Annotated in this window: 20 protein-coding genes and 4 pseudogenes; 8 read left to right on the top strand and 16 right to left on the bottom strand. The window is 59.6% G+C overall.

Features of this window, described 5'->3' with window-relative positions:
* Positions 1-79 precede the first annotated feature (79 nt).
* The 3 genes and pseudogenes from NLM33_RS47260 (at position 80) to NLM33_RS47250 (ending at position 3198) form a co-directional block, all read left to right on the top strand.
* On the top strand, positions 80-1048 hold the full coding sequence (locus NLM33_RS47260) for a DUF2939 domain-containing protein (protein WP_256570629.1): 969 nt from the start codon (positions 80-82) through the stop codon (positions 1046-1048).
* A 271-nt stretch (positions 1049-1319) separates the two neighbouring features.
* A pseudogene (locus NLM33_RS47255) lies at positions 1320-1661 on the top strand (transposase); the annotation flags it as partial.
* A gap of 547 nt (positions 1662-2208) precedes the next feature.
* Complete coding sequence (locus tag NLM33_RS47250; protein ID WP_254106397.1) at positions 2209-3198, top strand: hypothetical protein; 990 nt, start codon at positions 2209-2211, stop codon at positions 3196-3198.
* A gap of 359 nt (positions 3199-3557) precedes the next feature.
* Here NLM33_RS47250 and NLM33_RS47245 read toward each other — a convergent pair whose 3' ends face one another.
* The 5 genes from NLM33_RS47245 to NLM33_RS47225 all read right to left on the bottom strand — a co-directional run bounded on the left by NLM33_RS47245 (position 3558) and on the right by NLM33_RS47225 (position 8454).
* Positions 3558-4400, bottom strand: a complete 843-nt coding sequence (locus NLM33_RS47245; protein WP_254106395.1) for an ABC transporter permease — start codon at positions 4398-4400, stop codon at positions 3558-3560.
* A gap of 15 nt (positions 4401-4415) precedes the next feature.
* Positions 4416-5342, bottom strand: coding sequence for an ABC transporter permease (locus NLM33_RS47240; RefSeq protein ID WP_254106393.1), 927 nt, complete (start codon positions 5340-5342; stop codon positions 4416-4418).
* On the bottom strand, positions 5342-6409 hold the full coding sequence (locus NLM33_RS47235) for an ABC transporter ATP-binding protein (RefSeq protein WP_254106392.1): 1068 nt from the start codon (positions 6407-6409) through the stop codon (positions 5342-5344). Before NLM33_RS47235 ends, NLM33_RS47240 begins: the two co-directional genes overlap by 1 nt.
* 67 nt (positions 6410-6476) lie before the next feature.
* The gene (locus NLM33_RS47230; protein WP_254106390.1) at positions 6477-7658 is read right to left on the bottom strand and encodes an extracellular solute-binding protein; all 1182 of its coding nucleotides are present in this window, start codon (positions 7656-7658) and stop codon (positions 6477-6479) included.
* 70 nt (positions 7659-7728) lie between these two features.
* Positions 7729-8454 carry a GntR family transcriptional regulator gene (locus NLM33_RS47225; protein ID WP_254106388.1) on the bottom strand — a complete coding sequence of 242 codons (726 nt, stop codon included), beginning with the start codon at positions 8452-8454 and terminating at the stop codon, positions 7729-7731.
* Between the two features lie 648 nt (positions 8455-9102).
* Here NLM33_RS47225 and NLM33_RS47220 point away from each other — a divergent pair.
* Positions 9103-9690, top strand: a complete 588-nt coding sequence (locus NLM33_RS47220; RefSeq protein WP_254106387.1) for a ParA family protein — start codon at positions 9103-9105, stop codon at positions 9688-9690.
* A 97-nt stretch (positions 9691-9787) separates the two neighbouring features.
* On the opposite strand, the pseudogene NLM33_RS47215 reads toward NLM33_RS47220, so the two are convergent.
* The 7 genes and pseudogenes from NLM33_RS47215 to NLM33_RS47185 all read right to left on the bottom strand — a co-directional run.
* Positions 9788-10128: pseudogene (locus tag NLM33_RS47215) on the bottom strand (transposase); the annotation flags it as partial.
* 206 nt (positions 10129-10334) lie between these two features.
* The gene (locus tag NLM33_RS47210; protein WP_254106386.1) at positions 10335-11759 is read right to left on the bottom strand and encodes a UvrD-helicase domain-containing protein; all 1425 of its coding nucleotides are present in this window, start codon (positions 11757-11759) and stop codon (positions 10335-10337) included.
* Positions 11749-13464, bottom strand: a complete 1716-nt coding sequence (locus NLM33_RS47205; protein WP_254106385.1) for an ATP-dependent endonuclease — start codon at positions 13462-13464, stop codon at positions 11749-11751. Before NLM33_RS47205 ends, NLM33_RS47210 begins: the two co-directional genes overlap by 11 nt.
* A 322-nt stretch (positions 13465-13786) precedes the next feature.
* Complete coding sequence (locus NLM33_RS47200; RefSeq protein WP_254106383.1) at positions 13787-15937, bottom strand: S8 family peptidase; 2151 nt, start codon at positions 15935-15937, stop codon at positions 13787-13789.
* A gap of 30 nt (positions 15938-15967) precedes the next feature.
* Positions 15968-16963, bottom strand: a complete 996-nt coding sequence (locus NLM33_RS47195) for an AAA family ATPase (RefSeq protein ID WP_254106569.1) — start codon at positions 16961-16963, stop codon at positions 15968-15970.
* 281 nt (positions 16964-17244) lie between these two features.
* The gene (locus NLM33_RS47190) at positions 17245-17925 is read right to left on the bottom strand and encodes a site-specific integrase (RefSeq protein WP_254106375.1); all 681 of its coding nucleotides are present in this window, start codon (positions 17923-17925) and stop codon (positions 17245-17247) included.
* Between the two features lie 593 nt (positions 17926-18518).
* On the bottom strand, positions 18519-18743 hold the full coding sequence (locus NLM33_RS47185) for a hypothetical protein (RefSeq protein WP_254106373.1): 225 nt from the start codon (positions 18741-18743) through the stop codon (positions 18519-18521).
* A gap of 1011 nt (positions 18744-19754) precedes the next feature.
* On the opposite strand from NLM33_RS47185, the gene NLM33_RS47180 reads away from it, so the two are divergent.
* Positions 19755-20342 (top strand): N-acetyltransferase, encoded by a 588-nt coding sequence (locus NLM33_RS47180; protein WP_254106371.1) that lies wholly within the window; start codon positions 19755-19757, stop codon positions 20340-20342.
* Positions 20343-20470: 128 nt separating this feature from the next.
* Positions 20471-20605 (top strand): annotated as a pseudogene (locus NLM33_RS47175) (IS256 family transposase); the annotation flags it as partial.
* 354 nt (positions 20606-20959) lie between these two features.
* Here NLM33_RS47175 and NLM33_RS47170 read toward each other — a convergent pair.
* The 4 genes and pseudogenes from NLM33_RS47170 to NLM33_RS50105 form a co-directional block, all read right to left on the bottom strand.
* Positions 20960-22528: an IS66 family transposase gene (locus NLM33_RS47170; RefSeq protein ID WP_254106368.1), complete on the bottom strand. Its 1569-nt coding sequence runs from the start codon at positions 22526-22528 to the stop codon at positions 20960-20962.
* Positions 22529-22581: 53 nt separating this feature from the next.
* Positions 22582-22935: an IS66 family insertion sequence element accessory protein TnpB gene (gene tnpB, locus NLM33_RS47165; RefSeq protein ID WP_254106366.1), complete on the bottom strand. Its 354-nt coding sequence runs from the start codon at positions 22933-22935 to the stop codon at positions 22582-22584.
* Positions 22916-23389, bottom strand: a complete 474-nt coding sequence (locus NLM33_RS47160; RefSeq protein ID WP_254106365.1) for a transposase — start codon at positions 23387-23389, stop codon at positions 22916-22918. The genes tnpB and NLM33_RS47160 overlap by 20 nt, the downstream gene beginning before the upstream one ends.
* Before the next feature lie 73 nt (positions 23390-23462).
* Positions 23463-23565 (bottom strand): annotated as a pseudogene (locus tag NLM33_RS50105) (oleate hydratase); the annotation flags it as partial.
* A gap of 50 nt (positions 23566-23615) precedes the next feature.
* On the opposite strand from NLM33_RS50105, the gene NLM33_RS47155 reads away from it, so the two are divergent.
* The gene (locus NLM33_RS47155) at positions 23616-23957 is read left to right on the top strand and encodes a hypothetical protein (protein ID WP_254106364.1); all 342 of its coding nucleotides are present in this window, start codon (positions 23616-23618) and stop codon (positions 23955-23957) included.
* 267 nt (positions 23958-24224) lie between these two features.
* Entirely contained in the window at positions 24225-26099 is a 1875-nt protein-coding gene (htpG, locus tag NLM33_RS47150) for a molecular chaperone HtpG (RefSeq protein ID WP_254106363.1), read from the top strand.
* Positions 26100-26319: the final 220 nt, after the last annotated feature.

Raw genomic sequence — 26319 nt, 5'->3', positions numbered from 1 at the left:
AACCCGTCATCACCCAGTTTCGGCCATAGCTCGGCTGATCGGCACGAAGGGTAGAATTGCTCTCTGCCTATTCACTTTCGTGCTGTTTTGGATCGCCTGGCCTTATTACGCGGCCTACGGATTGTTGACCGCAATGAAAGACGGCGACGCGCGTGCACTCGAAACCCGCGTTGATTGGGATCAGCTTCGCGCAGGTCTGCGAGCTGATCTTAACGCGATGGTTTTGCAGAAACTCTCACACAGTGGGAACTCTCTAGCCTCCGGCTTAGCAGTCGCTCTAGCACCTGCCATCGTAAATCAGATGATCGACGGGTACATAACGCCGCAGGGAATGGCTGCTCTTGTCGGCCAAAAAAGACAAACAAAAGGGAGCAACACCGGCGACAGAAGCAGTGGTGACAGGGTCGATCTATCCATTATTGAATACGCATTCTTCGACGGCGGCCCGCTTACCTTCAAGGTCCAACTACGGAACGAAAAGACCAGTCAAGACCCATTCTTACTTCTGTTCAAATGGGACGGGACGTGGCGCCTGAGCCGTCTCATGCTCCCCAAGGAAGCATTCGCCAATGCATTAGATAAGAAGCCGGCCGCCCCTTCCATACCTCTGTCGGCTTCAAGCAGGATAGCCGGATCGAGTCTGGTTGCGTCGAACAGTTCATCAGCGCCCGTTCCGCTTCCATCACCATTTAAGGTCGCTTTGACGCGCAAGGGGTTTAAGAGCTCAGACCCTATGAAAAGTGACTTCGAGGACGACATTACATTTTCATTGACGATAGAAAATATCGGTAAGAAAGACATCAGAGCGTTCGACGGCACGCTAACTTTCACCGACTTGTTAGATAACGAAATTCATTCATCTCTTTTGGCTATTAATGATCGAGTGAGCGCTGGAGCGACGCTGGGTTGGAACGGCAAACTCAAATTCAATCAGTTCATGGACTCGCATCAGCGGCTGCGGAACGCCACCCTCGAAAACTTAAAGATCAAGTTTTCTCCTAGGAAACTGCTCTTTGAGGATGGGAGCTTTGAACAGCTCAGCCGGTGATGCGCGTTGCTCTAGGCGCGGTCGCATGAGCACCCCGGCGCACTTGCGTCGGGGTTCTCATTACGATCATCAGGCCGGTTACATCCGCCGCGCCGTCTGATCTAGATGTGTCTGACTAATGCATCTTAGTCTTGTGTGTGTTTCGGCGTGGGGTCTCAACCATGATCGGCATGGGGGTCCCATCGTTTCAATTCAATGAAATCAATGGCCTGAAGGGGTCCCGACGACGCCGATGGGGGTCATTTTTCGATCAGCATTCACAATCGACACCTTCGTCGAGAAATACCGTGCCAAATACGGACCTGCGGTCGAGTGCTTGATCAAGGATCGTGAGGCGCTGCTCACATTCTTCGACTTCCCTGCCGAGCATTGGGTTCATCTGCGCACCTCGAATCCGATCGAGAGCGTGTTCGCCACGGTGCGGCATCGCACGGAGCGAACGAAAGGATCGCTCTCGCCGAAAACCGCCAAGCTGATGGTGTTCAAGTTGATCGACGCTGCATCGAAGACCTGGCGCCGACTGAAAGGAACAAATCAGTTGCCGAAGGTCATCGCCGGTGTAAAGTTCACCGACGGCATCGAGGTCATTCCGACCGCTGAAAGCCACGCCGCCGATCAGGCCGCGTCACCCAGAATCAGCCATAGCTCCAATAATCTTGGACTTGTGCGAGGCCTCAATCTTCGTAACAAGGTTCTCCAGCGGTGGGCGACCGTGCCGGAGAGCATTGCGTCACGGCTGCCGGGTATGCCGGACGCTATTGCGCATGGCGTTCGGGCGCGCAACTTCTTCGTTCACGGGAGCCCGGTCAACATGTCAACGGAAGACATGTTTACCCTCGCGCCTTTCTTCACCAACACGCTGGAATTCGTCTTCGGCGTGTCGGAGCTTCTCATCTGGGACGCGGAGCGCTGGGCCAAAGAAGGCTACAGTCTTTCACATTATAAATGGTATATCAGCAACTTTCCGGACAACATGAAGCGTGTGGCCGCATCGGTTATAGCCAAGTCGTGATTGTGAAATTTAGCACGGCACCTCGGTTTACGACTGCCAATCCTATTGCTCTCGCTGGGGGCCTTCGATGTGACCGAACTGATCACCTCGATCTTGCTACAGCCTAAAAAAATGCACGGCGTCAGGTACAGTTGCAGAATAGCCGAGCTTGACGGATTACGACAGGGCTGAAGGCCGTATCGTCACATATCGTCCCCCGGGGAGCCTGCAGACGGGCCCGTCCACATGCCACGCCTTTTGTGATAAGCATCTGTGGGTCATGGAACCGCAAACGCTACCGGCTGTCCGCGTTTTTGCGCCCGAGCAATGGGGCGAGGTCGACCGCTTTGCCAGTTTTTACGGGGGGACCTACAAGTTTTCCGACCGTGACCGCCGCGCCGTAAGCGGTGTCGCAAATCATTTCCGCAAAGCGATCACGCTGCAAGCCCTCGCAGTCAAGTTGCGGCCCGGCCTCGATCTTGATCATGATGAACTAAATAAAAACGGCTTCACGCCAGCCCTAAACTCGCACGAACTTTCAGCCGTTATCGAAGGGTCGGTTCTGGAGCTCTACTCGTCGGTGGACTGCACTGTCAAAGTCCTCCGCGCTGCATACGGCGCAGGTTCGCGGTCACTTCCCAATTCAACCAGGAAGCTCTTCCAGAACATCGACAAAGTGACCGGCACCTTTCCCGAGGAGATCAAGGACGCATTCAGGGCAGCCCATTGGTACAATGGCCTACTCTACTGGCGCGACGAACTTACCCACCTTGCCACTGGCCAATGCTGGCTGGATCAAAAGACCAGCGCAGTTAATTATATGCATGCGGGCATGAAATTGAACGGAGGCCCGTACATTGTCGACGATGTGTTTGCTCGGCTCGCGGACACCACCGAAAAACTGAACGCCTTCATCGGTCTCGTTTTTCATAAACTCAATTCGACATTGAAGCCTACGCTTGAGCAGCAAGTCTGCGGTTTCGTCGAGGGCCGCATCCTAATGAGGTATCTCGATCCAACGGAGCCTCTTAGTTTCAACAGCGGGCGATGCATTTCTTACCAATGGTTTGAAAAGCCAGAAAACCCGACCTGTCCATTTGTCGAGCACTGCGGCGCTTACCAGCGAAAGATGCCGCCGGGAATGCCTGTCACTGAGTAAGCCTTCACCGGCCACTACCTTGGGACGATCATTACGCGCACGTTCATCTTGTCGTCTTGTCCGCTCAAATCGCTTTCTACGCCTCGAGGATTAGAAATGCGCCCCGACGGGTCGTAGACTGTGTTTCGGCGTGGGGTCTCAACCATGATCGGCGTGGGGGTCCATCATTTCAATTCAATGAAATCAATGGCCTGAAAGGGGCCCGACGACGCCGATGGGGGTCATTTTTCGATCAGCATTCACACCTCGGGATAGCGCGGGCGCTGGTGTTGCGGCCGAAACTCGCCGTCGACGAGCCAGTCTCGGCACTCGATGTATCCGCCCAATCGCTGGTGTTGGACTGCCGTGGGCACCTTGTACTACCGCGTCGCCTCCTGCTTCGCGCGGGCGACCATTTGGGTGGGATCGACGAAACGCAGCGCGATCAGGAGCCAGACCAGCGTGGTGATCATGTAGATGACGGCCATCGCGTCGATCGACTGGCCCGCCCTCACGCCCGCTGCATAGACGGCGTAGTATAGCGCGACAACCAGCGTCTGACTGTCGGGCCCGGCGGTAAAGAACGTCAGTTCGAACATTGCAATCGTGCGTACCAGCACCAGCAGCAGCGCGGCCAGGATGCCCGGCGCGAGCAGCGGAACGAGGACGTAGACGAAGAGCCGCCCGGTCCCGGCGCCGAACACACGGGCTGCGGCTTCGATTCGCGGGTCGACTTGCTCGATAAAGGGGATCATCACGAGGATGACGAAGGGCACGGTCGGCACGAGGTTGGCAATGATGACGCCCGAAAGCGTTCCGCCGGCACCGAGCTGATAGAGCACGGTCGCGAGCGGAATGCCGAACGTGATCGGCGGGATCATCAGGGGGAGCAGGAACAACAGGATGACGAGTTGCTTGCCGGGGAAGTTGCGGCGGGCCAGGGCATAGGCTGCGGGCACGCCGAACAGTCCCGATAGCAGCACGACAGCGCCGACCACCTGGAACGTCGTGACCAAGACATCAGCGAGTTGGAATTCGTCCCACGCCGAGCGATACCAGCGAGTGGTATAGCCGGCCGGCAGCCACGTTCCGAGCCACCGTGTGCCGAAGGAGTTGATCACGACGGTCGCAATCATCGCCATGAAGTTCATGATGAAGAAGAGAACGCCCGCCCAGATCGCGGCGGCCCACAGCCGTTCGGAGATGGTCTTGTCCTGGCCCATTGTCTTGTCGTTCCTCTAGCCCTTTCCGCCGCCTGCGGCACCACGGTAGAACAGGCTGCGCCCGGCGAGCGCCAGCAGGACGACGGCGAGTTGCACGAAGCCCATGATCATTGCGATCGCCGAGGCCATGGAGGTGTCGTACTGCTCGTACGCCGCCTGATAGGCCGCGATCGAGATCACCCTTGTGTCGCCGGCCGGCGCTCCAAGCAGCACCGCGGACGGAAACACTGAAAAGGTCTGAACGAAAGACAGGCAGAAGTTGACAGCGAGCCCCTGTACCAGCAGCGGCAGCACGATATAGCGGAAGCGCGCCCGCGCCGTCGCCCCGAGCGTGGCGGCGGCTTGTTCGAGCGAGGTGTCGATCCCGGTGATATAGGAGAGTGTCAACAGAAAGGTGAAGGGGAAGCCGGACAGGATCAGGGAGAGCATCACGCCGGCGTAGTTGTGCACCAGCCGCAGCGGCGTGCTGATCACACCGAACAGCATCAGCGTGCGATTGAGCCAGCCCTGCGGGCCGAGATAGTTGAGCAGGCCCTCGGCGATCAGCACCGTACCGAGCGTGATCGGGATGACGAGGATTGTCGTCAGCAGCCGGCGGCGGTGCATCTTGCGCACGCGGAGCGCGACCGGAATCGAAATCAGGACGTTGATGATTGTCGCCGGCAGCGCGAGCCGCAACGTCGCGTAGATCGTGTCGTAGAGAAACGGGTCAGAGAAGAACTTTCTGTAGTTGGCGAGGAAGTCTCCGGCGCGCGGCTTGAACGACAGCACCAGACCGTAGAGGAACGGATAGGCGAAGAGACCGAGCACAAACAGCACCGCTGGCACCACCAGGAGGGTGACACCGTCGATATCATGGAGCGCGAGCCGGACGCGCCAGGGAGTCCGGTCTTGAGCGCTCTCCTGCGGGGCGCGCGCCAGTCGATCGGCGGTGTGGGTCATCATGATGCCCCCGCGTAGATCAATACACGGGTTGGATCGGCCGCCAAAAGCACCTTCTCGCCCTTCCGTAGCGGCTGCGGCGAGCAGAAATAGAGCTCGGTGCCGTCGCTGGCGCGTCCGGAGCAGTAGAAATCGCGCCCGTGGTACTGCGCGCTCTCCACGATCGCGGCGACCGGCCCGTCGCTGGCGGGCCTGAGATCGTCAGGCCGAACGGCGACGATCGCCTGATCGGCGGGGCACTGTTCGATGGCCACGCCTTTGAGTGCCGCGCCGCCGACGGATACGTGGATGCCATCGGCGCCGCTGCCCTCGAGCACGCGCGCGGGCAGCACGTTGCGATAGCCCATGAACTCCGCGACATCGGCATGCGCCGGGCGGGCGTAGAGCTCCGGCGGCGTGCCAACCTGGCGCACCGTGCCGTCGCGCATGACCACGATGCGGTCGGCCATCGAGAGTGCCTCTTCCTGGTCATGGGTGACATAGATCGTGGCCGAGCCGATCAGGTCGTGGATGCGGCGGATCTCCGCGCGCATCTCAAGTCGAAGCTTGGCATCGAGGTTGGACAGCGGCTCGTCCATCAAAACCAGCGGCGGCTCGATCACGATGGCGCGCGCGATCGCGACGCGTTGCTGCTGGCCGCCCGAAAGCTGGCCCGGGAGCTTGTCGCCCTGCTGGCTGAGCCGAACGATGGCAAGCGCCTCCTCGACCTTGCGCGCGATCTCCTCCTTCGGCTTGCCTTGCATGGCGAGACCGAAACCAATATTGCGGCGGACCGTCATGTGCGGAAAGAGCGCATAGTTCTGGAACACCATGCCGAAGCCGCGCTCTTCCGGCTTCAGCCGGTCGATCCGGGTCTGGTCGAGCCAGATGCTGCCGCCGGTTAGCGTGAGCAGGCCGGCGAGGCAGTTGAGCGCAGTCGACTTGCCGCATCCTGAGGGGCCGAGGAGTGCGATGAACTCACCCCGTTTGATGCTCAGGCTGACGCTCTTGAGGGCGTTCAGCATGCCAAAGCTGCGATTCAGGTCCTCGAGCCGGAGCTCGCGGAAGTCACGTCCTGCAATCGACATGTATTAAGAAACTCCAGGGAGCACCGGGCTGATCTCATCGGGCGGCTGCAAGGGCAGCCACCTGGCGTCATTTCTTCTTTTGCGCACCGATCTGCTCATCCCAACGGCTGAAGGCGTAGACGAGCTTGTCGGGTGTCAGCGGCAGCTCCTGCGGGTTGCCGGTGATTGCGGCCTCGTATTCCGGACGACCGAATTCCTTGATGACGTCTTGGCTGTCCTGCGGCGCCATCGCCAGCGCGACGTCTTTCACGGCCGGTCCCGGATAGAAATAGCCGGTGTCATAGGTGGTTGCCTGCGCATCCTTGCCGAGCAGATAGTTGATGAGATCAAGCAGCACCGCGAGCTTGTCGGGGCCGACGCCCTTGGGGATGCAGAGATAGTGGGCGTCGAGAATCCAGTGGAAGCCCTTCAGGAAGAACACCTTCGCTTCTTTCGGCACAACGCCGAGCGCACGCGGGTTGATGTCCCAGCCCATCTGCGAGGGGATCATGTCGCGCGAGCCTTCGCCGAGCTCCTTCATCACCGGGCCCGTACCGGCGGGATAGTATTCGACGTATTGTCCAAGCTCTTTGAGGTATGACCACGTCTTGTCCCAGCCGTCCTTCGGATCCTTCGGGTCCTTGTCCCCGAGGATGTAGGGAAGCCCCATCATGAAGACGCGGCCGGGACCAGAATTGGCGGGACGGGCGTACATGAAGCGGTTGGGATTGGCCTTGGCCCAGGCCAGCAGTTCCTCGGCCGTCCCCGGCACCTGCTTCACCTTCTCCGGCATATATTCCATCACCGGACCTGCGGGACAGAACACGATGCATACGCCCTGGTTTGCCGCGAGCCCCTGCATGGCGCGCGCGCCCGGCAGATAGATATCGCCGAGTTTCGGCAACTTGTCGGCATAGTCGGTCACGGTCGGAATCCAGAGGTTCTGGTCGACTCCCGCCGAGAGCGCATCGATGCCGGTCAGCACGCCGTCGATGTCGACCCGACCGGCGTCCTGTTGCGCCTTGATCTTGCCGGGCAGCTCCGGAGCCGGGGCCTTGGTGAAGGTGATCTTCGAGACGAGCTTGGGATTCTTGGCGCGGTAGGCCTCGATCGCCTTCTGCGTCAGCGCCAGGTTGCCCGCAACGTCGACGATATTCAGGGAAACCGGAGAGGACGGCAGCGGCGGAGACGCCGCGAAGGCGCGGGCGTTGATGGCGAACGAGCCGGCGAGGCCCGCGACGACGCTGCGGCGAGTGGGTGCAAATGTCATGGCCGTTCTCTCTCCCTCTTGGATTGGCGCGCGACGTCTTGCGCCATGTTTATTGTACGTTGTTAGCCACCTACTGCGGCCGCTTCCGGGCCTCTTGATCGTGAGCTTCGCGCCGCGGCTGCGGATTTCCGTCTTTCTCGGCGAAATAATCGTGCTTCTCACCCCTTAGGATCTCGATGGTTTTCAGAATCCCGCGCATGTGCGTGCGCATGGCCGCCACCGCCCCGTCGCGATCACGGGCGCAGAGCCGGTCGATGATGAGAGCATGCTGGGCGACGACGGATGGCTGCTTGCGCAGGATGGTGATGGCAAGATAGCGCACGCGATCCATCTGTGCTTTGGCGCCGGCCACAAACTGCCAGGCCGTCGGATGACCGGCGATCGAAAAGATGTGGGCATGCATGGCCTCGTCAGCGCGGAAAAAACCCTCATCATCGCCGCTCCGCTGGAGGGCGCGCTGGCGATCCAGAAAGGCTTTCAGCTGGTCGGCCTGCCTGGAGTCCATTTGCGCAATCGCCTTTTCCACCGCGGCGCATTCAAGGGTTTCGCGCGCGAATTGGCTGTCCAACACCTCGGCGAGTTTGATTGGTCCGACGAACGAGCCGTATTGCGGAAAGATCTCGACCAGCCCCTCGTCGGCCAGCTTGATCATGGCCTCACGGATTGGCGTCCGCGATACGCCGAAACGATGAACCAAATCCTGCTCGCTTAGGCTGGCGCGTGGCGACAGCCGGCCGCAGACGATATCGCGGCGCAGGACGGCGTGGATTTGCTCCGAGATGGTGTTGCGCCTCAACAGAACAACGCCGGCCTCGCCGGGCGTGGGGCTGTTCGGACGGCCGTCTTGGCGGCCGCGATCGCGCGCCTTGCGTCGCTCCAGGCCTTCCTCCCCACCTTAGAATTGGAACACTAGTATATTAGGGCCGCACGTGCCGTCAACTCGCTCGCGCACGCGGCTCAATTGCGCCGGAAATTGCCGCGACCCAAGCTGGACTAAACCTTTCAGCGACTTCGTTGTCAGGACGCGCGCGCCGCAATGCCCATCTTGCGATCGGCCGGCCATATAGAACTCCTAAGCTAGTCGGTCCGCTCGTACACAAGTGTCCACTTGGGCGAGCCCCTTCGGGGACGGCTCTACTCGCGCCGCCGGGCGGCGCTCCCGGAGCCCGCAAGCGGTCTCCGCGCATTCGCGTGACGATCCTCTCGCGGCCGAGTCGACGCCACTGGTGCAGCAACGAGCACGGTCCCAGCCGCGCTTGCCGGAATTTGTTCCTTCCGTTGGCGATGTACTGACCTGACTCTTCTGGCAGGGGATTCGCCGGGTGAATTTCGGGATCGTTCCGTTGATCGGATTCGCAATCGCTGTTGGTTCAAACCAACACCTCCACGAAACGATGGACGAGGACATGAACCCAGCGCCGCCAGACCCATTCCGGATTCTGAGATGAAGACCATTGTCATCAACAATCAAAAGGGCGGGGTCGGGAAGACCACGCTTGCTGTGCATTTGGCTTTGTTCATGGCGGAGGCAAATCTCCGCGTTCTCGTGATCGACGTGGATGCGCAGAGCATTGCGTCGGATACGTTGAGGCACTATGCCGGTTCAACGTTAGCCGCGGATCTGTTCAAGCCGGGGACACGGATCGTCTCTCGTGAAGACGAAGGTCTAACGCTTGCGCCGGCGGATAGCTCGCTGACTGATCTCGATTGCAGCAATGCGGCCGCCATAACGACTCTGCAAGAGAACCTCGCTAGTGCGTCGGATCAGTTCGACGCCTGCGTCATCGATACGCCGCCATCACTTGGACTGCGCAGTGTCGGCTGTTTGGTTGCGGCGTCGCATGTGCTGGCCCCCATCTATCTGGAGGACTATTCGATCAAGGGCGTCAAAGGTCTGATGCAGACCGTGATCGGCGTGCAGAGGCGTTATGGCCGCCAGGATACGAAGTTCCTCGGGTTGCGGCCTTCGAACTTCAACACGAAATCGCCCCGTCAACGGACGCTGTGTTTCGGCGTGGGGTCTCAACCATGATCGGCGTGGGGGTCCCATCATTTCAATTCAATGAAATCAATGGCCTGAAGGGGTCCCGACGACGCCGATGAGGGTCATTTTTCAATCAGCATTTACAGATGAAGGCGATCATGGCTTGGACCGGCGGTCGAGCTCCGCCATCGCAAAATAGGCGCTCGCCTTGCGCAGGATCTCGTTGGCTTGCCGAAGCTCACGGTTCTCCCGCTCCAGGGCCTTCAGCTTCTCGGCCATCTCAGTTGGAACGCCAACCCGCTTCCCGCTGTCAACTTCGGCCCTCTTGATCCAGTCGTGCAGCGTCTGCGGTGTGCAGCCGATCTTGGCCGCAATCGATGCCACCGCCGCCCAGCGCGATGGGTGCTCGCCGGCGTGATCCAGAACCATCCGGACCGCACGATCGCGGACCTCAGGCGAAAACTTGTTCGTCGTCTTGCTTGTCATGGCTCCATCCTCTCAGGAGTTGGAGCCTCCGGCAAACCCGGGGCGGTTCAGATTGTGCTTGAGCCATTGACCATTGTTTCCACGCATAGCCTCATTTGATGCTGCCAAAGTGGCCCGTCCGTAGGTGGGACGCATCCTGCGCGGCACGGCCGGGAAGTAGCGGCCACCAGATCGGGACGTCGGACAAATGGGACGGCGAGGGTAGTCTACCAGGATGGTTTGAGCAGCGCGTTTCGGCTGCAGATGATGAGCTGTTTCGAGCCGCGCGTCATGGCGACATACAGATTTCTGGCGTTATGCGTGCCTGCATCCAATACGACTACAACATCAGCTTCCAAGCCCTTCAGGGTCAATGTGCTTCCTACAGACCGACCCTTGATCGTGCGCCCCACGACGCGTCCTTGCTCGCGGATACGAACGGCCGCATCCCCAAAGCTGATACTTCCTGGGCCGCACGCCAGTTCTAAGGCGCGGATGCATGCCCTCAGGATAGCTGGCCGGTAAACTCGAACGCCGGCATCCTTGTTGATCTCGACGAGCAGATTCAGGACATGAGCCAGGCAGGGATCGCGCACGAACGCTATGGCGGCGTTCTCAACGGTGCTTGCCTCGCGGCGAGCTTTCCCGCGCATGAGACTGTCAACTCTCTTCACGAGGTCAGCGGCACCGACATTCGTCATTAGAGATTCGGCAAATTCCGCAACGGTCGCTACGGCTTTCGACGAGGATAGATCAAGCGATTCAGCGAAGCTTACAAGGTCGCGCAAATCGACCGCCTCTACGGTGATTGCACCGGGGATCGCACTGGCGATGCGTTGTTGGCTGGGCGGGCTCTTACTTTCGCCAATGATCAGCACCGAACCTGAACCGCCCGGCGGCTTGACCCTGCCGGCCTTGATCATCCGTCCGTAGTCGTCCGCATTGCCTTCCAGCTTTACCCAGGTGACGGACGACGGAGCGGTTCGAAGGTCAACGGGTTTTCCATCGAGCAGGTTCTTGCGTGCCGCCAGCAACCACTCGCCAAGCTCGGGCGCTTCGGCGTTGAGCCAGCGCCATGGCTTTGACAATTCGCCCGCCTGCGGAAAATGAACGCAGACATGCTTCTTCCAGTCGCAAATCGGGTCGTCGGCAGAAAAATCAAATATCGCTTGGACGGGATCGCCCACGACGCAGGTCGGCAGTATTTTTGCAGCCCAGTAGATGATGGCGTGCTGCCACCCCGAGCAGTCCTGGTATTCATCCACAAGCAGCCGGGAATAGCTCGCTACGATGACGTCGCTGATATGGCCTGACTTTAGGAGCCGGGACGCGGCCGCCCGAATGGTGGGATACCGCGGTCGCTGACTCGTCACAATGCCCGGGTCGTGGCCGGACCGCTCGGGAAACGTGGAGATGAGACGGATGGCCCAGCCGTCGATTGTCGACAGGCGGTATTGCGACGCAGGAACGCCTGCTTTGTCCAGCCGCCCTCGAAGGGCCGCAACGCCCGAGTTGGTATGAGTGAGGACAAGAATTGGCTTCGCGAACGTGTGCGCGTGCAGGGCGTCGGCGATTAACTGCGTCTTGCCGCATCCCGCTGGCGAGACAACAAGGCCACGGTCGATCGCGAGGAGGTCGACCTTAGCCGTCATTTCTGATCCACGAAAACACAGCCAGAACCTTCTCGCGGAAAGGACCGGAAGCATTTGCAAAAGCCGGTCCTATGACTTCGCGCGCCGTTTTTTCCATGGCGGGAACGGATTTGAACCAGCCCTTGCCACACTTCGAGGCTTTGGCTAGCGCGGCGCGCGTTTCCTGCGAGATGACGTCAGTCAGGATCTCAAGCCGGACGTCCTCCAGGTTCTTGGCGTTCCCGGACACTGACTTGATATGGTCGTTGACCAGTGACTCTTCCTTAAATTCAACGGCTCGTTCGAGCATGCCGTCGATGCCGGTGTCCGGCAGGCTGTCAAATAACTCATCCTCTATCGATAGCCCTTCACGCCATTTGAAAGTCTTGCCACCTTTGGCACGAAACAGAGTTTCTTCCCCGGGCGTCAGCGGGGCATCGCTATCTCGCAGCACAGCAGTTCGATAGCCGAGCTGGCGAAAGACTTTTGCGCGACGATACGTATTTGTACCGCCGCCATCAACGATGGTGACGCCTTGCGCAGCGATTGCGATCTCGCCCGTACTGACTCGGTATTGGTCCATGCCGCGTATGAAGCCGACCTCGGTCGCCCCTTCGCAGACCAGGATAGAAGTCGCTAGCAGCGCATCCGGGAACAGGCGAATAGTGCCCTGGATATCATCTGACGTACCGGCCTGACGCGCAGTGTGTTCGCCATTTCTTTCGCGGACAACGAACAACTGGTTTCCAGATAGTTCGCGCACGGCAACCGGCGAGTGCGTTGTGATGAACACCTGCAGGGGCGGATCGGTTTCCTTGGCCCCAAGGGCGTCAACGAGCCTTATGATGCGATGCGGTTCAAGGCCGTACTCAAGTTCATCGACCAGGGCGATAGGAGAGGTGGCGGCCGCTTTACGTTGAAGGCACGCGATAAGGAGCCGCGCCGAGCCAAGGCCCAGCTCCTTCAGCGGCACGCCATCTTCGTTGTGCAACGAGATTGTCCCGCCGCTCACAGATACCGAATGGGAGTCCAGCAGCGCCTTGACGGTGCCAACGGGAATGCCGAGGCTTTTTGCGGCCTCGGATACAGCACCAAGGGCGTCGCTCAACTGTGCGTGGGCCTGTTCGCCGAAGGCAATGCGAACATTGCGTGCGGCTGTAACCAGCGCAGCCGATGCGTCGGGCCTTTCCTCTGACAAACGATTAAGGATCGAACCCCGGCGCCAACTGAGGTTGTGTTCCGAGAAGGCGCCCAGTCTTGTGGGTGCGAGCCGGACCCGGTCTTGCCAGTTGAGATTTCGGGTCTGTCCCTGTGCTGTCCCACGCGCGGAGACGAGGGTGCATTGGGGCTCCAGATCGGCAAGGGCCTGGAACTGCAAAGTCAATACTGTTTCGTGATTGGCTTCGGGCTCTTCAACTATGTCGCCCGTCTCCTTGTTGAAGCCGCGCAAGTAAAGACCATAGGCCTCGATGCTCTTCAGAGTATCGTCGAGCTGGCCGAGGGTGATGGCAATGGTGATCGGCTGGGCAACATCGAGGCAATGGAAGTCGGTGTCGACGAGCTGGAGATTGCGACGGGCACCCAGGCAATAGTCGATTGCATCCAGGATCGTCGATTTGCCAATGTCGCCGGGACCAATAAGGCCGTTGATTCCGGGCGCGGGAAGCCAACTGAACTTCTTCAGGCATCTGAAGTTTGCGATTTCAATTTTGCGGATAACAGGCATGGCTATTGGGCACCCATAGGCGGGCCGTTAAACTTCGATCAGGTTTTCGATGCCAATCTGGATCGCAACTGGCGTGTAGATGTCCACGTTCTCGTCGGGCGTGGAGATGGACACGATCAACGTATAGCGCGCTTTCTTGTCGACACGTTTTTCAGCAGGGCGAGTACGCCACCACCCAAGTGTGGGAAGCACAGCGATATGGTTTCGTTGTGCGAGTTCAGCGGCAGAGCCGCGCCAGATGTTGGAATGTATGGACCCGTTGGTCGGGCCACGGACGCCTAGCTCCCAGCGCCCGGTCTCGCCAGCGTGGGTTTCGTCATAGTCATCCTCGCGATCGTGCGCGTTGATGCGAAGCTTGAAATCGTCCAGCGTCTCGGTCGCGCGAATAACCCGGAAAAGGATATCCGTATTTGCGGTCCCAGCCGCGCTCTCCGGGGCTAGGCTCGACGAAGTAGGACAACGTGACGCGCATTTCGACCGGCGTGTCGAACGGCAAGGCAAGCAGTGCGTCGCGTGGCCAAGGCAACTCGTGGAATTTGATGTCCTTAGTCTTGATGGAGCCATCCCCATCCTTGAAGAAAGGTTGGAGACTATCCTCCGCAATCAATGTCAGCGCGTTGCCGGCGCTGTAGAATAAGCGCTCGGGATCAGGTGCTCCATATCCGAACGTGCGGAGCATGCGTTCCCGGTCGAGACGCCCCTGTCCGTCTACGGCGCGAGCCCGCATAGCATCGGTCCATTTGGCACTATGGACGAGCAATCCACGGATCGTTTCGGGTGAATAGTCAGGATAACGCGCCATCACCCGCGCTGCGAGATTGGCCGCCAGCGCCGCGGCGGCGCTAGTGTCGTGAAACTCCACAAATGGCGCTTCACCAGCCGCGAACTCGTTGCTCGTTGTGAGCAACTGCAACTCGGGCAGAAACAAGGGATCGCCGTCGCCTGGGGGGCGTCCCATGTTGCCGGCCTCCATGACGATGTCGGGCTTGAACGGGGTCTTTGTCGAGCGCGGCCAGGTCATAGACGTTTTGCTGGAAGGAGCAAGGTCGCCGCGCGATGCCAGCGGATTCCAGCCGAAGTTGACATTGTCATCGATGAAAATCCGATCGGTGTAGCCACCGACCGTCAAGGCGTTCCACGATTGGCCGGGGTCCTCGATCGAGGCGGCCTCGTTGTAGGCAGGATAGTCTCTCCGGGCTTCGGGCGGCGTGTTGCCAGCCGAGAGAATGATAAGCCGACGCGTGTCGTTAATGGCCCCATACGCGAGATTGTCGACAGCTGCTGACCATGAAGTGGGCCGGCCTCTCTCGCGAGCCTCTGCGGAAATAGCCATACAGAATGCCTTCCGGCGAGCGGCGTCGATTTCGAGCCGCGATATGCCCTCGATTGTTACCGCGCCGTAGAGCTCCGGCCGGTGCGGGTCGGGAGCGTGATAGAGCTTCAGCGATTGGACACCGTGGGTGATCTCTATCGGGCCGTTACCGGCAAAGAGAGGCGTGAGGTCGTCATAGATAGCGAGCCCGGCCATTTGCGTGCCATGCCCGTGCCGATGGCTGTCGTGACCGCCCCAGCCGGGCTTAAAACCGTCAACGTCAGTTTCAGCGACAATCGGCGCAAGCAGCGGGTGGGCGCGGTTGACGCCCGTATCTAGTAGCGCGACGACGGGTGAGCCACCCGGCAAGGCGCCAAGCCGCTGGATGAACGCGGCAGAAAGGGCGTGCTGGTCGACGGCCGGCTGCATGGAATAGAAGTCCGCGGTCACCTTCGCTTTGCGGACTTCGGCGATAACACCGAGGACATCGGTGGACAGCGCGAGCTGTTCGCGGGTGCCTCGTACAAGCACAACGGTACGATCGATGAACGACAGGTCGTTTGAGATGACCTCATAGCGGAAATTGGGCGCGGCCTCGCGGAGGACCGCGCTCGGCGAGTTCTCTCCCTTCATCGCTGTGCGAAGCCAGACTTCCCACGTAATAGCGGTGTTGGCTGCTGGATAAAGCTGGGGCGTATCTGTCCAAAGCTCCGAGAGCGTCGCCAGCTTGATGTTGGTGATGCTTTCGACCAACTTTCTATTATCGCGCTCATCGCCGTCTTCAGCGTCGCGGTACTCCTCGAATTTGCAAAGCAGAATTGGAATCTTATCGTCGGGGACGTGTATCGTGGCGTAGGTACGAGCCGTCTCTTCGTCGCGAGTAACCGCCAGCAACTGAATTTTGCTGCGGCGTAGGTCGAGGCTCTCGAAGGCAAGCGGAAAGCCCGGCTCGCTTTCAAAAATCAGCGTCAGCCCTGGTGATTCATAGAAGCCGTTTCCGACCTGGGTAGGAAAAGGGCCGCGCGAGTTTTGCGCGGTCTGCAACGCGTTGATGACGGTCGCTGCATGTTGGGCACGGTCACGGTCAGGCGTGTCAAATTTCGGAGATCGACCACGATCAGCGGTATAACGCTCCGTTCCCGCGGCGTCGACGAAGAGCAAATGGGGATACCGTGCCAAGCGTTGTCGCTCTTACTTGCGGTTGACGTTCCCGTGCTGCAGGGCCGCCTTGCGCTCATCGATCGCGGAGAAGAGGTCTTTCTGCGTCAATGCATGCCCTTCAATCAACGCGTGCTTGAGCGCGTCTTGCGTTGCGCGCGTCACATCCGCGTAGCTCAGACCCTTGGCAAACGTCGCGAGCTTGGCCCAATCGATTTTCCCGCTCGTCTTCGCGCCCGCAATCTTGGCTTCAAATGCAGTACGAATTTCCTTTGTGGTGGGAAGCGAATATTGAACGATGTCGTCAAAACGACGGAAGAGAGCCTTGTCCAAAATAGTGGGATGGTTCGTCGCAGCAATGATCACGCTATCGGAAGTGTCTTGCTCGACCATTTGAAGGAAACTGTTCACGACGCGGCGTATCTCGCCAACGTCGTTGCCGAGACCCCGTTCTGAACCAATGCTGTCGAACTCGTCGAATAGATAAACCGCACGCGTCTGCGCAATCGCGTCGAAGATCAACCGCAATTTGGCGGCCGTCTCGCCCATGTATCGGGTGATGAGTCGGTCGAGACGTACGACGAAGAGGGGCAGGGCGAGTTCACCCGCGATAGCCGATGCGGTCATCGTCTTCCCGGTGCCTGGCGGTCCGACCAGCAGTAACTTTTTGCGGGGAGCCAGACCGTGGGCGCGAATGTCACGAACGTTTTTGTGCTCACGGACGACGCGATGCAAAATGCTCTTGGTCTTCGCCGTAAGGACCAGGTCTCCCAAATGGACTTTGGGATAGGTGACGGTGAGTAGATCCGCGATTTCGCCGCGTGGCTTGGCGAGGGGGATCGGCGACGGCCCGGGGCTTGGGACGCGAGCGCGCGACTGGTCGATCAGTTCGCGGAGTTCTTCGGCCAGCTTGCCATGTCCGACGCGAGCCTCGCTCGCCGCAATCTGCATCGCGATGGAGTGGAATTGCGCGTCGTCGCCCGCAGCGAAGGCTTTTATGAGCGCTTTGAGCTGGTCGGCGCTAGGCATGGGGCGTACTTTGTTGGTCACTGACGAGTCTAAGCGTAGCTTTCAGATTCTGGCAATTAAAAGTGGCAGAGAGGGTATATTTGTCGTTGATAGACGGTGCGGACGGCCGGACTCGAACCGGCACGGGCAATGCCCAACGGGTTTTCGTACCAACTACGACTTTCGTCGCCGCCAACCTGGCGTTTGTGGTCTGGACTATCCCTTCACCTTGGCGTCGTCGCTTTAGGTGCTGCCCGTCTAGTCTCTACACCTTCCCCAGGATTTAGGGGCTTGGCTCGGGATTACCAGCAAAGGCTTCCCCGAATTTGAGCAGTTCTGCATCGCGGGTTTCCCCGTGAGCACTCAAGTTTTGGCTTAAGTCCGTTGCGTCTACCAATTTCGCCACGCCCGCATGCCAGGGTCTTCATAACCCGTGTCGGCCTGGTCGCCAAGGTGTAAGCGGTGCGGCGCTGTCCCTCGCGGTCGAACTTGAGATTTTCCTCCTCAAGGATGTTGTTGAACAGCACATGCTGGTCGTTAGGAAAGATGCGGTCGGTCGGCTGGGCCTTGTTGCGCTTTCGCAACCTGAAGAAGGGCATGACTGCGCTGGGCATGCTCTTGCAGTAGCCGACACCACGCTTGCCGCGCACTTCGATTTCAAGAATGCGCTCGTCGGTTTCGCGATCCTTGACCACGGTCACGTCGCGGTATTCAAGCCGCTTGGCCTCATCAGGTCGCAGGCCCGTGTTGGCCATGAAGATGATGAAGTCATAAAGTTCCTGGCCGTGATAGCGATAGCGTTCTTTCTTGGGGTCATCGGCTCGCTTCGCGGCGGCGAGGTAAAGCTGTTTGTATTCAGTCGGTGAGAACCAGGCGCGATGGGAAATCTTGCCGTTGCTGCGATAGGGCTGTGACATGTCGGGCAGGCTGGCCAGCCAGCCGTGCCGCATGGCAGTTTTCAAGGTCTGGCGCAGCGCGACCATCTCTTGGTGAACGGTGCCGCGGGCAGGCGGCTTGCCGCGTTTTTCTTTCGATTTCTCGATGCGGTCGATGCGGTATTCCGCAATCGCGCCAGATGTGACCTGCGAGAGCGGTTTGTCCCCGAAAAAAGGGGACGAGGTAGTTACGCAGGCGCCTCTGGTGGCCTGCGGTGTAGATAGGGCTGCGTTGTCCTTCGGTGAGAACCGGAAATTCGCGGAGGAATTGTTCTGCGGCGTCCTTGAAAGTCTTTTCGGCGTTGACGGGGACCAGCTTGCCCAGTTCGCCGCGAATGTGCTTGCCGCGCAATTCAAGATACCACTCCTCGGCAAATTGCTTTGCAGCGGAGAATCCTTCGAGCTTGGTGCTTGCTCTGTGATTTCTACCGGAGACATAAGCGGCAACCTGCCAGTGCTTGCTGTCGTTGCTGCGCTTGTAGATGTAGCACTTGCCGCCCATCAGTTCGTAGCGCTCAATCGTGCCGTCCTTCGCCGGTGGTTGCTGTTCTTGAGTTGCCGTCTCCATCGGGAAATCATCCCTTTTTGTGTAAATGTGTAAGCCTTGTGGAAGGGTAGTTCAAATCTCTATTTTCGTCAATCTATTTGATTTCAATGAAGAATTTTGCGTCTTGGTCTGACAAAGAAAAATTTTTTTGTCCCCCGGTCAGCGGAAGCGCAAGGTGAATCGGATTCTGGATCACGACCAAGCCCAATTGCGCCACCTTCTCGAACGCGTCGGGGCCGATGACGTCGCCATGTTCGATGCGAACGCGCTTTTCGCGCCAGGTCGCGACGGGCGCAAGTTCGGCCATCATCTTCAGCACACGGTCGGTTTTGGCATCGCCGACGACATGTAGCGTTGCGCGTCGGTGAAGTCAGACCGCCCGCGCCATCCGGGCGACCGACATAGTCTTCGCGCTGCACGGAATTGATGGCCGCCCACGCGTCTGGAATGCAGCGGGCCGTTGAGATAATCCAACTTTGTAATTCTTCATCAGACGCGACGTTTTTTGCGCAAAGAGAAAGCTCTGATTGGATGGAATGCGACAATCTTGTCTCTATGCTCGCGATCACCAATCAGCTTTTGTCGAAAGCAAGTCTCTCGCCTTTCACCAGTTTGAACTCCGGCTATTTCTTCGCCGCTAGGCGTTTCTCAAATTGTGCCGCCCCTCGAGGCTCCGCCATCAGCAGCACGACGTCGATAAAGGGCAGGATAGCTGATTCCTGATCAAGCTCCACTCATGCCGAAAACGTCCGGACTTGAACATTCAAAGGATAGCCTCACCGACGCCCGCAGTTGGCACGCGTTTTGAACGAGCGGCCTCATCCAGAACAGCTACCGGAGTCCAAGTGTTATCACATAAGGTCATTGCGCATCTGCGACCTCGACGTGCGAGTTTGCTAACTGCCCGGCAACATCGGGAACACGATTCAGGTGCAGCTGCTCCTACCGAGAGCGGGCTCGCGATTTCCTCTCATCGCAAACTCTAAAAGCTCCTGTGCGGCTCGCTACGAGGGGGGCATGCTGCCGGCGCTCTATCGGGGTGGACAAACGCCAGCCTGCTTTGGGAAGGAGTGTGATGACCTTCCTAGACCCAGGAAGCACCTGTGCCCGCCAAGAAACATTTCAGTTCAAGGATGACCCGCTGACGAGCTTCGGTCCCGCAGGGTCGCTAGTGCGACCGTCTGAGGAAAGAGAAGAGCTCGAAACGCGAAAACGAGATGCAGCCGACGAAACCTCCATTGGTGCCCTCTTCTGCGCATGTTCAGAAGCACCTGTCGTGCGTTCTAGCTTTGCAACTCTGGCGCCCAAATAGAGACCTGGAACAGACATCATGACAGCGGAGACGGACATAAAATCTGCGCCCTCAAAAATGCAGGCGACCGCCGTCTGGACCCTTGTGCTCGGCTTTGCCGCGGACCCATTGGCTCGATGGAGCTGGCCTGACCCAGACCAATATCTTACGATCATGCCTCAGTTCGTTAAGGCCTGTGGTGGACGAGCATTCGAGCATGGCACAGCATACGTGACGGGAGGGATTCGAGCCGCGGCGCTCTGGCTGCCACCCGGCGTGGAGCAAGATGAGGATGCTCTCGACGCAATTATGACTCAATCCCTACGTCCGGAGATCACCGAAGCTATGGCACAGCTACGGCTGGGAATGGTCGAACATCATCCACCTGAGCCACATTGGTATCTGCCTCTCATTGCCGCCGATCCGAACTGGGTCGGACACGGGCTTGGCACGTTGCTAATGGAATACGCTCTTAAACGATGTGATTCGGAGGGTGCCGCCGCATATCTCGAAAGCTCAAATCCGGAAAACATTCCCTTTTACCAGCGCCACGGCTTCAAGGTCATTGGTGAGATACAGCATGGTGATTCGCCCACGCTAACGCCAATGTTGCGGACAGCCCATTGAGTGGTATCCGGCGAAGCGTAGCTTCGTACGGGGATGTCCCGGGTTCTGTTGAATTTCTGAAGAGGTCGGCGTTGCCCACCTTGAGCCGGTAGGCTCGCGGTGCTGATTCCACAAAGGAGAGCAACGCCATGACGAGAGATATCACACCGGCCGGTTGGCCGGCGACCGAGGCTGTGGACGAAGCGTTTGCAGAAGTGCGGGCGAGCTTCGATCGGTTCTGCCTTGCGGCGGGGATCGAGGCGCTCGGCACGATGATGGCCGCCGCACCTTCGGTCCGGCCGCCGCGATCCAGCGCTGCCAGCCCCACAAGGCGCGCGACATCTGTGAATGCTGATCGAACATTGCCCCCCATCGGGGTCGTCGAGACCCTTTCAGGCCGTTGATTTCATTGATTTGAGATGACGGGACCCCTACGCCGATCATGGTCGAGACCTCACGCCGAAACACAAATGGGGGCGTGATGCTTCTGGCGATGGCCGAGCGGCGTCTCGGTTTGGCCGACAATTTGGCCCGGGTGTTCCCGGATCGGCGCGATCCGACGCGGGTCGTGCGTAAGCGCGGATTTCGATGCACGTCGTAGAGCGGCGTAATGCGGCGGCGGCAGTGGTGGTGGCGGCTCAGGCTGGCAACTTTTTGAAGTTGAAGGGCAGAAGATCCTGGACATCGGCTTCATCGGGGCGTGTCGGCAACTGGGCGAGGACGTGCTTCAGCCATGCGAAGGGCTCGATGCGACAGGCCCGACAGGTCAGCATCAGACTATAGATGACGGCACTGGCCCTGGCTCCCTCCACGGTAGCGCTGAAGAGCCAGTTTTTCCTGCCGCAGGCAAAAATCCTGATATCGCGTTCCAGAAGGTTGTTGTCGATCGGCATGCTGCCGTCCTTGGCGTAGCGCGTCAGATATTCCCATTGGTTGAGCGTATAGGAGACCGCATCCTCAAGCTTGGTGTCGGGCACAACCTTGGGAGCGATTGCATCGAGCCACGCCTTGAGGGCGTCCAGGACCGGGAGGCTGTGTTTCTGGCGCAAGCGGCGTATGTAATCGACCTGCGTTTCGCCGTCGCCGGGCTTTTCGTCCCGCACCTGTCTTTCAATCCGGTAGAGCTGGTCGAAGAACTTGAGGGCTTGGGCCGGTGGCCCACCCGGTTTCTTCCTGGCCTTGAGGGCGTCGACAAACTTCCGTCTGGCGTGGGCCATGCATCCGACGTGCGTGGCGCCTTTCAATGTGCGCCAGGCCGCGTAGCCATCGCTCATCAGGATGCCACGATAGTCGCCAAGGAAGGCCTGCGGGTGTTCCTGTCCGCGACCAGGCTGATAATCGAACAGCACGATCGGCTGCTCGCTATCCTCGCCGCTGCGATAAGCCCACATATACGAGGTGCTGGTGGGGTCCTTGCCCGCTTCTTTCAGCACCTGAACGGTGGTCTCGTCGCCATGGATGACGGTCTGCGACCGCAACCGTAGCTTTAGCGCGTCGTAGATACGAACGAGGTGCTTCTCGCTCGAACCGATCACCCAGTGGCCCAGAGCGCCGCGGCTGACGGGAACACCAGCGCGCTCGAAGGCCTTCGCCAGACGATAGAGCGGCGTGCCATCGACATATTTATGGACGAGTGCGAAGGCCAGCGTCGAGGCCGTAGCAATGCTGCCCGGCAAGGGTTGTGCAGGCATCGGCGCGGTCACGACCGGCGTGTTGATGTCGGTACGGTCACAATGGCGGCAAGCATATTTGAACCGCACATTCTGCAAAACCTTCGCCTTCACCTCGATATGAAGTTGCTCGCTAACGGTCTCGCCCATGCGATGCATCTGGTGACGGCAGCAAGGACAAGCCTTCTGGTCGTCGGGAAGGTCATACTCGACGCGTTCGCGCGGCAGGTTCTCTGGCAAGGCCTTGCGGCCGCGCTTCCTTCCCGTCGCCCCCTCGGTCGCCGGCAAGCCCGTGTCCGGCAGAGCAACGACATCGTCATCTTCGTTGTCGGCGGGGTCCTCATCCGCAGCCTGTTCGGCTTCATTGAAGAGGCGGTCAATGTGCTTTTCACTGCGCGGCGCAAAACGATGCAGTCGTGCAAGCGCCAGCTCTTCCTCGAGTCTGACGACGCGTTCGGTGAGTTGACGGTTCTCTGCCTGCAGCGCAGCAATGCGCGCCATCAACTCTTCAACAGCCGGTTCGCCGGGTCGATTCATCAGATTCTTGAATCGAAAGCATGCCGCCGCGTCAACCGCTCAATTCGAGGCCCTCAACCAGCAACCTGATATTGCCGCACCGGATGGCGGACCATCGCATCGATATCGATCCCGTCGAGGATCCAGTGCAATTGCTCGGTCGTAAGCGTGATCACCGCTGCCTCGCGGCCCGGCCACCGGAACTTGTCCTCGGTCAGCCGTTTCAGGATCAGCACAAAGCCGGACCGATCGAAGAACAGGAGCTTCATCCGGTCGCGACGGCGATTGCAGAACGCAAAAACCGCCGGAGCAAACGGATCGAGCGCCATCGTTTCCTGGACCAGAACCGCAAGGCTGTTGATGCCGGCCCGGAAGTCGATCGACTCACGGTGCAGATAGACTTTCAGGTCAGCGCCCAGTCTGAACATGTCCCAGTGCTCCGATGATCGCCGTCAATACATTCACATCACCGCATTCCAGCGTCAGCTTCACGCCGTTCGACAGTGACGCGCTCACCTTGGCTGGAGAGGAAAACGTCGCAGCCCTTTCCGGTGCCGATCCACGCACCCCATCACAAGTCGCCGGCAAATCCACCGCATCCATGCGGCTCTGTCCCGACAGTGCCCGATCAGCAGTCCCTTCAATCTGAACCGGGATGAACGCCGCTGGTGAGGACGGCCGGACAGACAGCGTCTCCGTGCGCTTCTTTACCCATTTCCGAAGAAGGTTCGCATTGACCCCATGTTCGAGCGCAAGTCTCGATACCGACACGCCAGGCGCAAGGCAGGCCGCGACAAGGCGGTCCTTCGATGCGGCGTCGTAACGGCGTCGACCGTTCCGACCAACAAGCCTTACCCGCAGTTTCTGATCATCGTCTGACATCACAAGGTGTCCACCTATTTTGGTGGACACCTCATGCATCAGAGTACTCAACAGCAAAAGGTGCGGGGAAATTCGCGCTTACTAACGAGTAGTTCGGATCATCCTTGTTGAGCCGATAGAACTCATCGAGCACGCTGGCGCCGTCCACTTTCCAGCGATGGGATCGACCTGAACATATAGCGCTTTTCCCGAACAGCCAGGGCGCTTAGGCCGTAGCCCGTCGATCGTGCTCCACGGCGACCTCAACGATCCGCCGAGTCCGATCAGTCGACGCGTCTACTTCCGGCCGGTGATGTACGCGCCGACGTTGGGAGATGAAATCTTTGACAACGACAGGCTCGTGGTCGACGTCATCGTGGAGGCCGTTATGCAGATGCGCGCGAATGGCGGCCCGAATGTCATTGTGGTCAGTCTCTTGCTCGGCGATCGCACGAAACCATTCGCTGGCAAGATATCGACCTGGGGCCGCGCCTTGGACTATTTGGCCTTCACCTACAGCATCCTCTTCCTCGTGAGCGCAGGCAACGTCAATGATGGAATCCCGTTGGGGCGCTCAGAGCGCGATTAGCAAGGGACGGGTACTGCGATTCTGCAGACCGAACACGCTAATAAACTCCGACCTGGGCTGCGAATAGGTAAGTTCGGCGCCGCGACTTCACGTGCAACGCAACCGCGTCTGAATCCCGAGCTCGGGCGTGCTCCAAAACACCTAGGAGACGGGGAAGTTGCGGTGGGCGGCGTCTCGAAATTGGGGCCGCCCCATCACATCCCCTTGATCCTCTGGCTCCTCGCGCTATATCCGGGTTTCTTCCTCTTCGATAAACCGGGTGAACGCATGACGACCACAGATACGGCTGTGCACACGCTGCCCTTCCAGGCCGAGGTTTCCGAGCTCCTGCACCTGATGGTGCACTCGGTCTATTCGGAAACCGATATTTTCCTGCGCGAGTTCGTCTCCAACGCCTCGGACGCCTGCGACAAGCTCCGCTACGAGGCGATCGCCAATCCGGCGCTGCTGGGTGAGGGCGACGCGCTCAAGATCCGCATCATTCCGAACAAGGCGGCCCAGACGCTCACGATCGCCGACAACGGCATCGGCATGGAGCGGCAGGAGCTGATCGACCATCTCGGCACCATTGCCCGCTCGGGCACCAAGGCTTTCGTGGCGAAGCTGAAGGAGGCCAAGGACGGGCTCGGCCTGATCGGCCAGTTCGGTGTCGGCTTCTATTCCGCCTTCATGGTTGCCGACAGGATCCTCGTCATCAGCCGCAGGGCCGGCGAGAGCGACGTCTGGACCTGGACTTCGTCGGGCGGCTCGGGTTTCGAGATTGCGCGGGCGAGCGACGAAGATGCCGCGCGCGTGAGCCGTGGCACGGAGATCGTGCTGCATCTGAAGGAGGATGCGAAGAAGTATCTGGAAGACTACGAGATCCAGCGCATCGTCTCCGCCTATTCCGACAATATCCTCTTCCCCATCGAGCTCGTGCCGGCAGAAGGCGAGCCGCGCCAGATCAATTCGGCGAGCGCGCTGTGGCAGCGCTCGAAATCGGAACTCTCGGCTGACGACTACAAGAAGGCCTATCAGCAGATCGCCACCGCCTTCGACGATCCCGCGATGACGCTGCATTATCGCGCTGAAGGCCGCTATTCCTACGCCGTGCTCCTGTTTGCGCCGTCGACGAAACCGTTCGACCTGTTCGAGCCGTCGCGCAAGGGCCGGGTCAAGCTTTATGTCCGGCGCGTCTTCATCACCGACGATGCCGATCTGTTGCCGGGCAATCTGCGCTTCATCCGCGGCGTCGTCGACAGCGAGGACCTGCCGCTCAACATTTCCCGCGAGATGCTGCAAAACAACCCGCAGCTTGCGCAGATCCGCAAAGCGGTCGCCACCCGCGTTGTCTCGGAGCTCGAAAGCCTCGCCGAGAAGGACGCGGAGAATTTTGCGAAGATCTGGGAGGCCTTCGGCGCCGTCCTCAAGGAAGGCATTTACGAGGACTTCGAGCGCCGCGAGAAGCTCTTGGCGCTGTCGTGCTTCACGACGACCTCGGGCGAGAAGCGCTCGCTGAAGGACGTCGTCGCCGACTTCAAGCCGAATCAGACCGAGATCTATTATCTCGTCGGCGACAGCATCGAGCGGCTGAAGTCCAGTCCGCGCCTGGAGGCGGCGGCTGCCCGCGGCATCGAGGTGCTGTTGCTCACCGATCCCGTCGATGCCTTCTGGACCTCGATGCCGATGTCGTTCGACGGCAAGCCGCTGAAGTCGCTGGGCCAGGGCGATCTCAATTTCGACCTGATCCCGCGGCTCGACGAGAAGGACGAGGCGAAGAAGGACGAGCCGGCCGCCGATGAGGCTTCGACCATCGCCGTGATCAAGGTCTCGCTCGGCAAGCGCGTCAGCGACGTCAAGGCCTCGACCCGCCTCACCAGCTCCGCGTCCTGCCTCGTCGCAAGCACCGAGGGCCCGAGCCGCGAGCTCGAGCGCATCCTGGCGCAGCAGAACCGCGGCATGCGCACCAAGCCGATCCTCGAGATTAACCTGCGCCATCCGATGGTGGCGGCGATCACCAGGGCCCAGGCCGGCTCAACAACGGTCGACGACCTCAGCCTGCTGCTGCTCGAACAGGCGCAGATTCTGGACGGCGAATTGCCGGAAGACCCGGCGGCGTTTGCCGCGAAGCTGAACCGGCTGGTGCTGCAAGGGCTCGGCTAACGGCCCATCGCATTGCCTCGCCTTAATTGTTACCGGATGCTGAACCGTGGCCTCACGTAAATTGCTCCCTTGGAGGCGCTACCGCCCCGGCTCCTCGAGCGCAAGGCCGGGACGTACGAACTCATCCCACCGGTCAAAAGTGGCAGACAGCACACGCGATAGAGCAGCCAACAGGCGTAGATGACATCGGCGGAGCAGCGCTGCCCCTCCGACAGCGGCC

It is taken from the genome of Bradyrhizobium sp. CCGUVB1N3 (assembly GCF_024199925.1).
Classification (GTDB): Bacteria; Pseudomonadota; Alphaproteobacteria; order Rhizobiales; family Xanthobacteraceae; genus Bradyrhizobium.
This window is presented reverse-complemented; position numbering and strand designations above follow the sequence as displayed.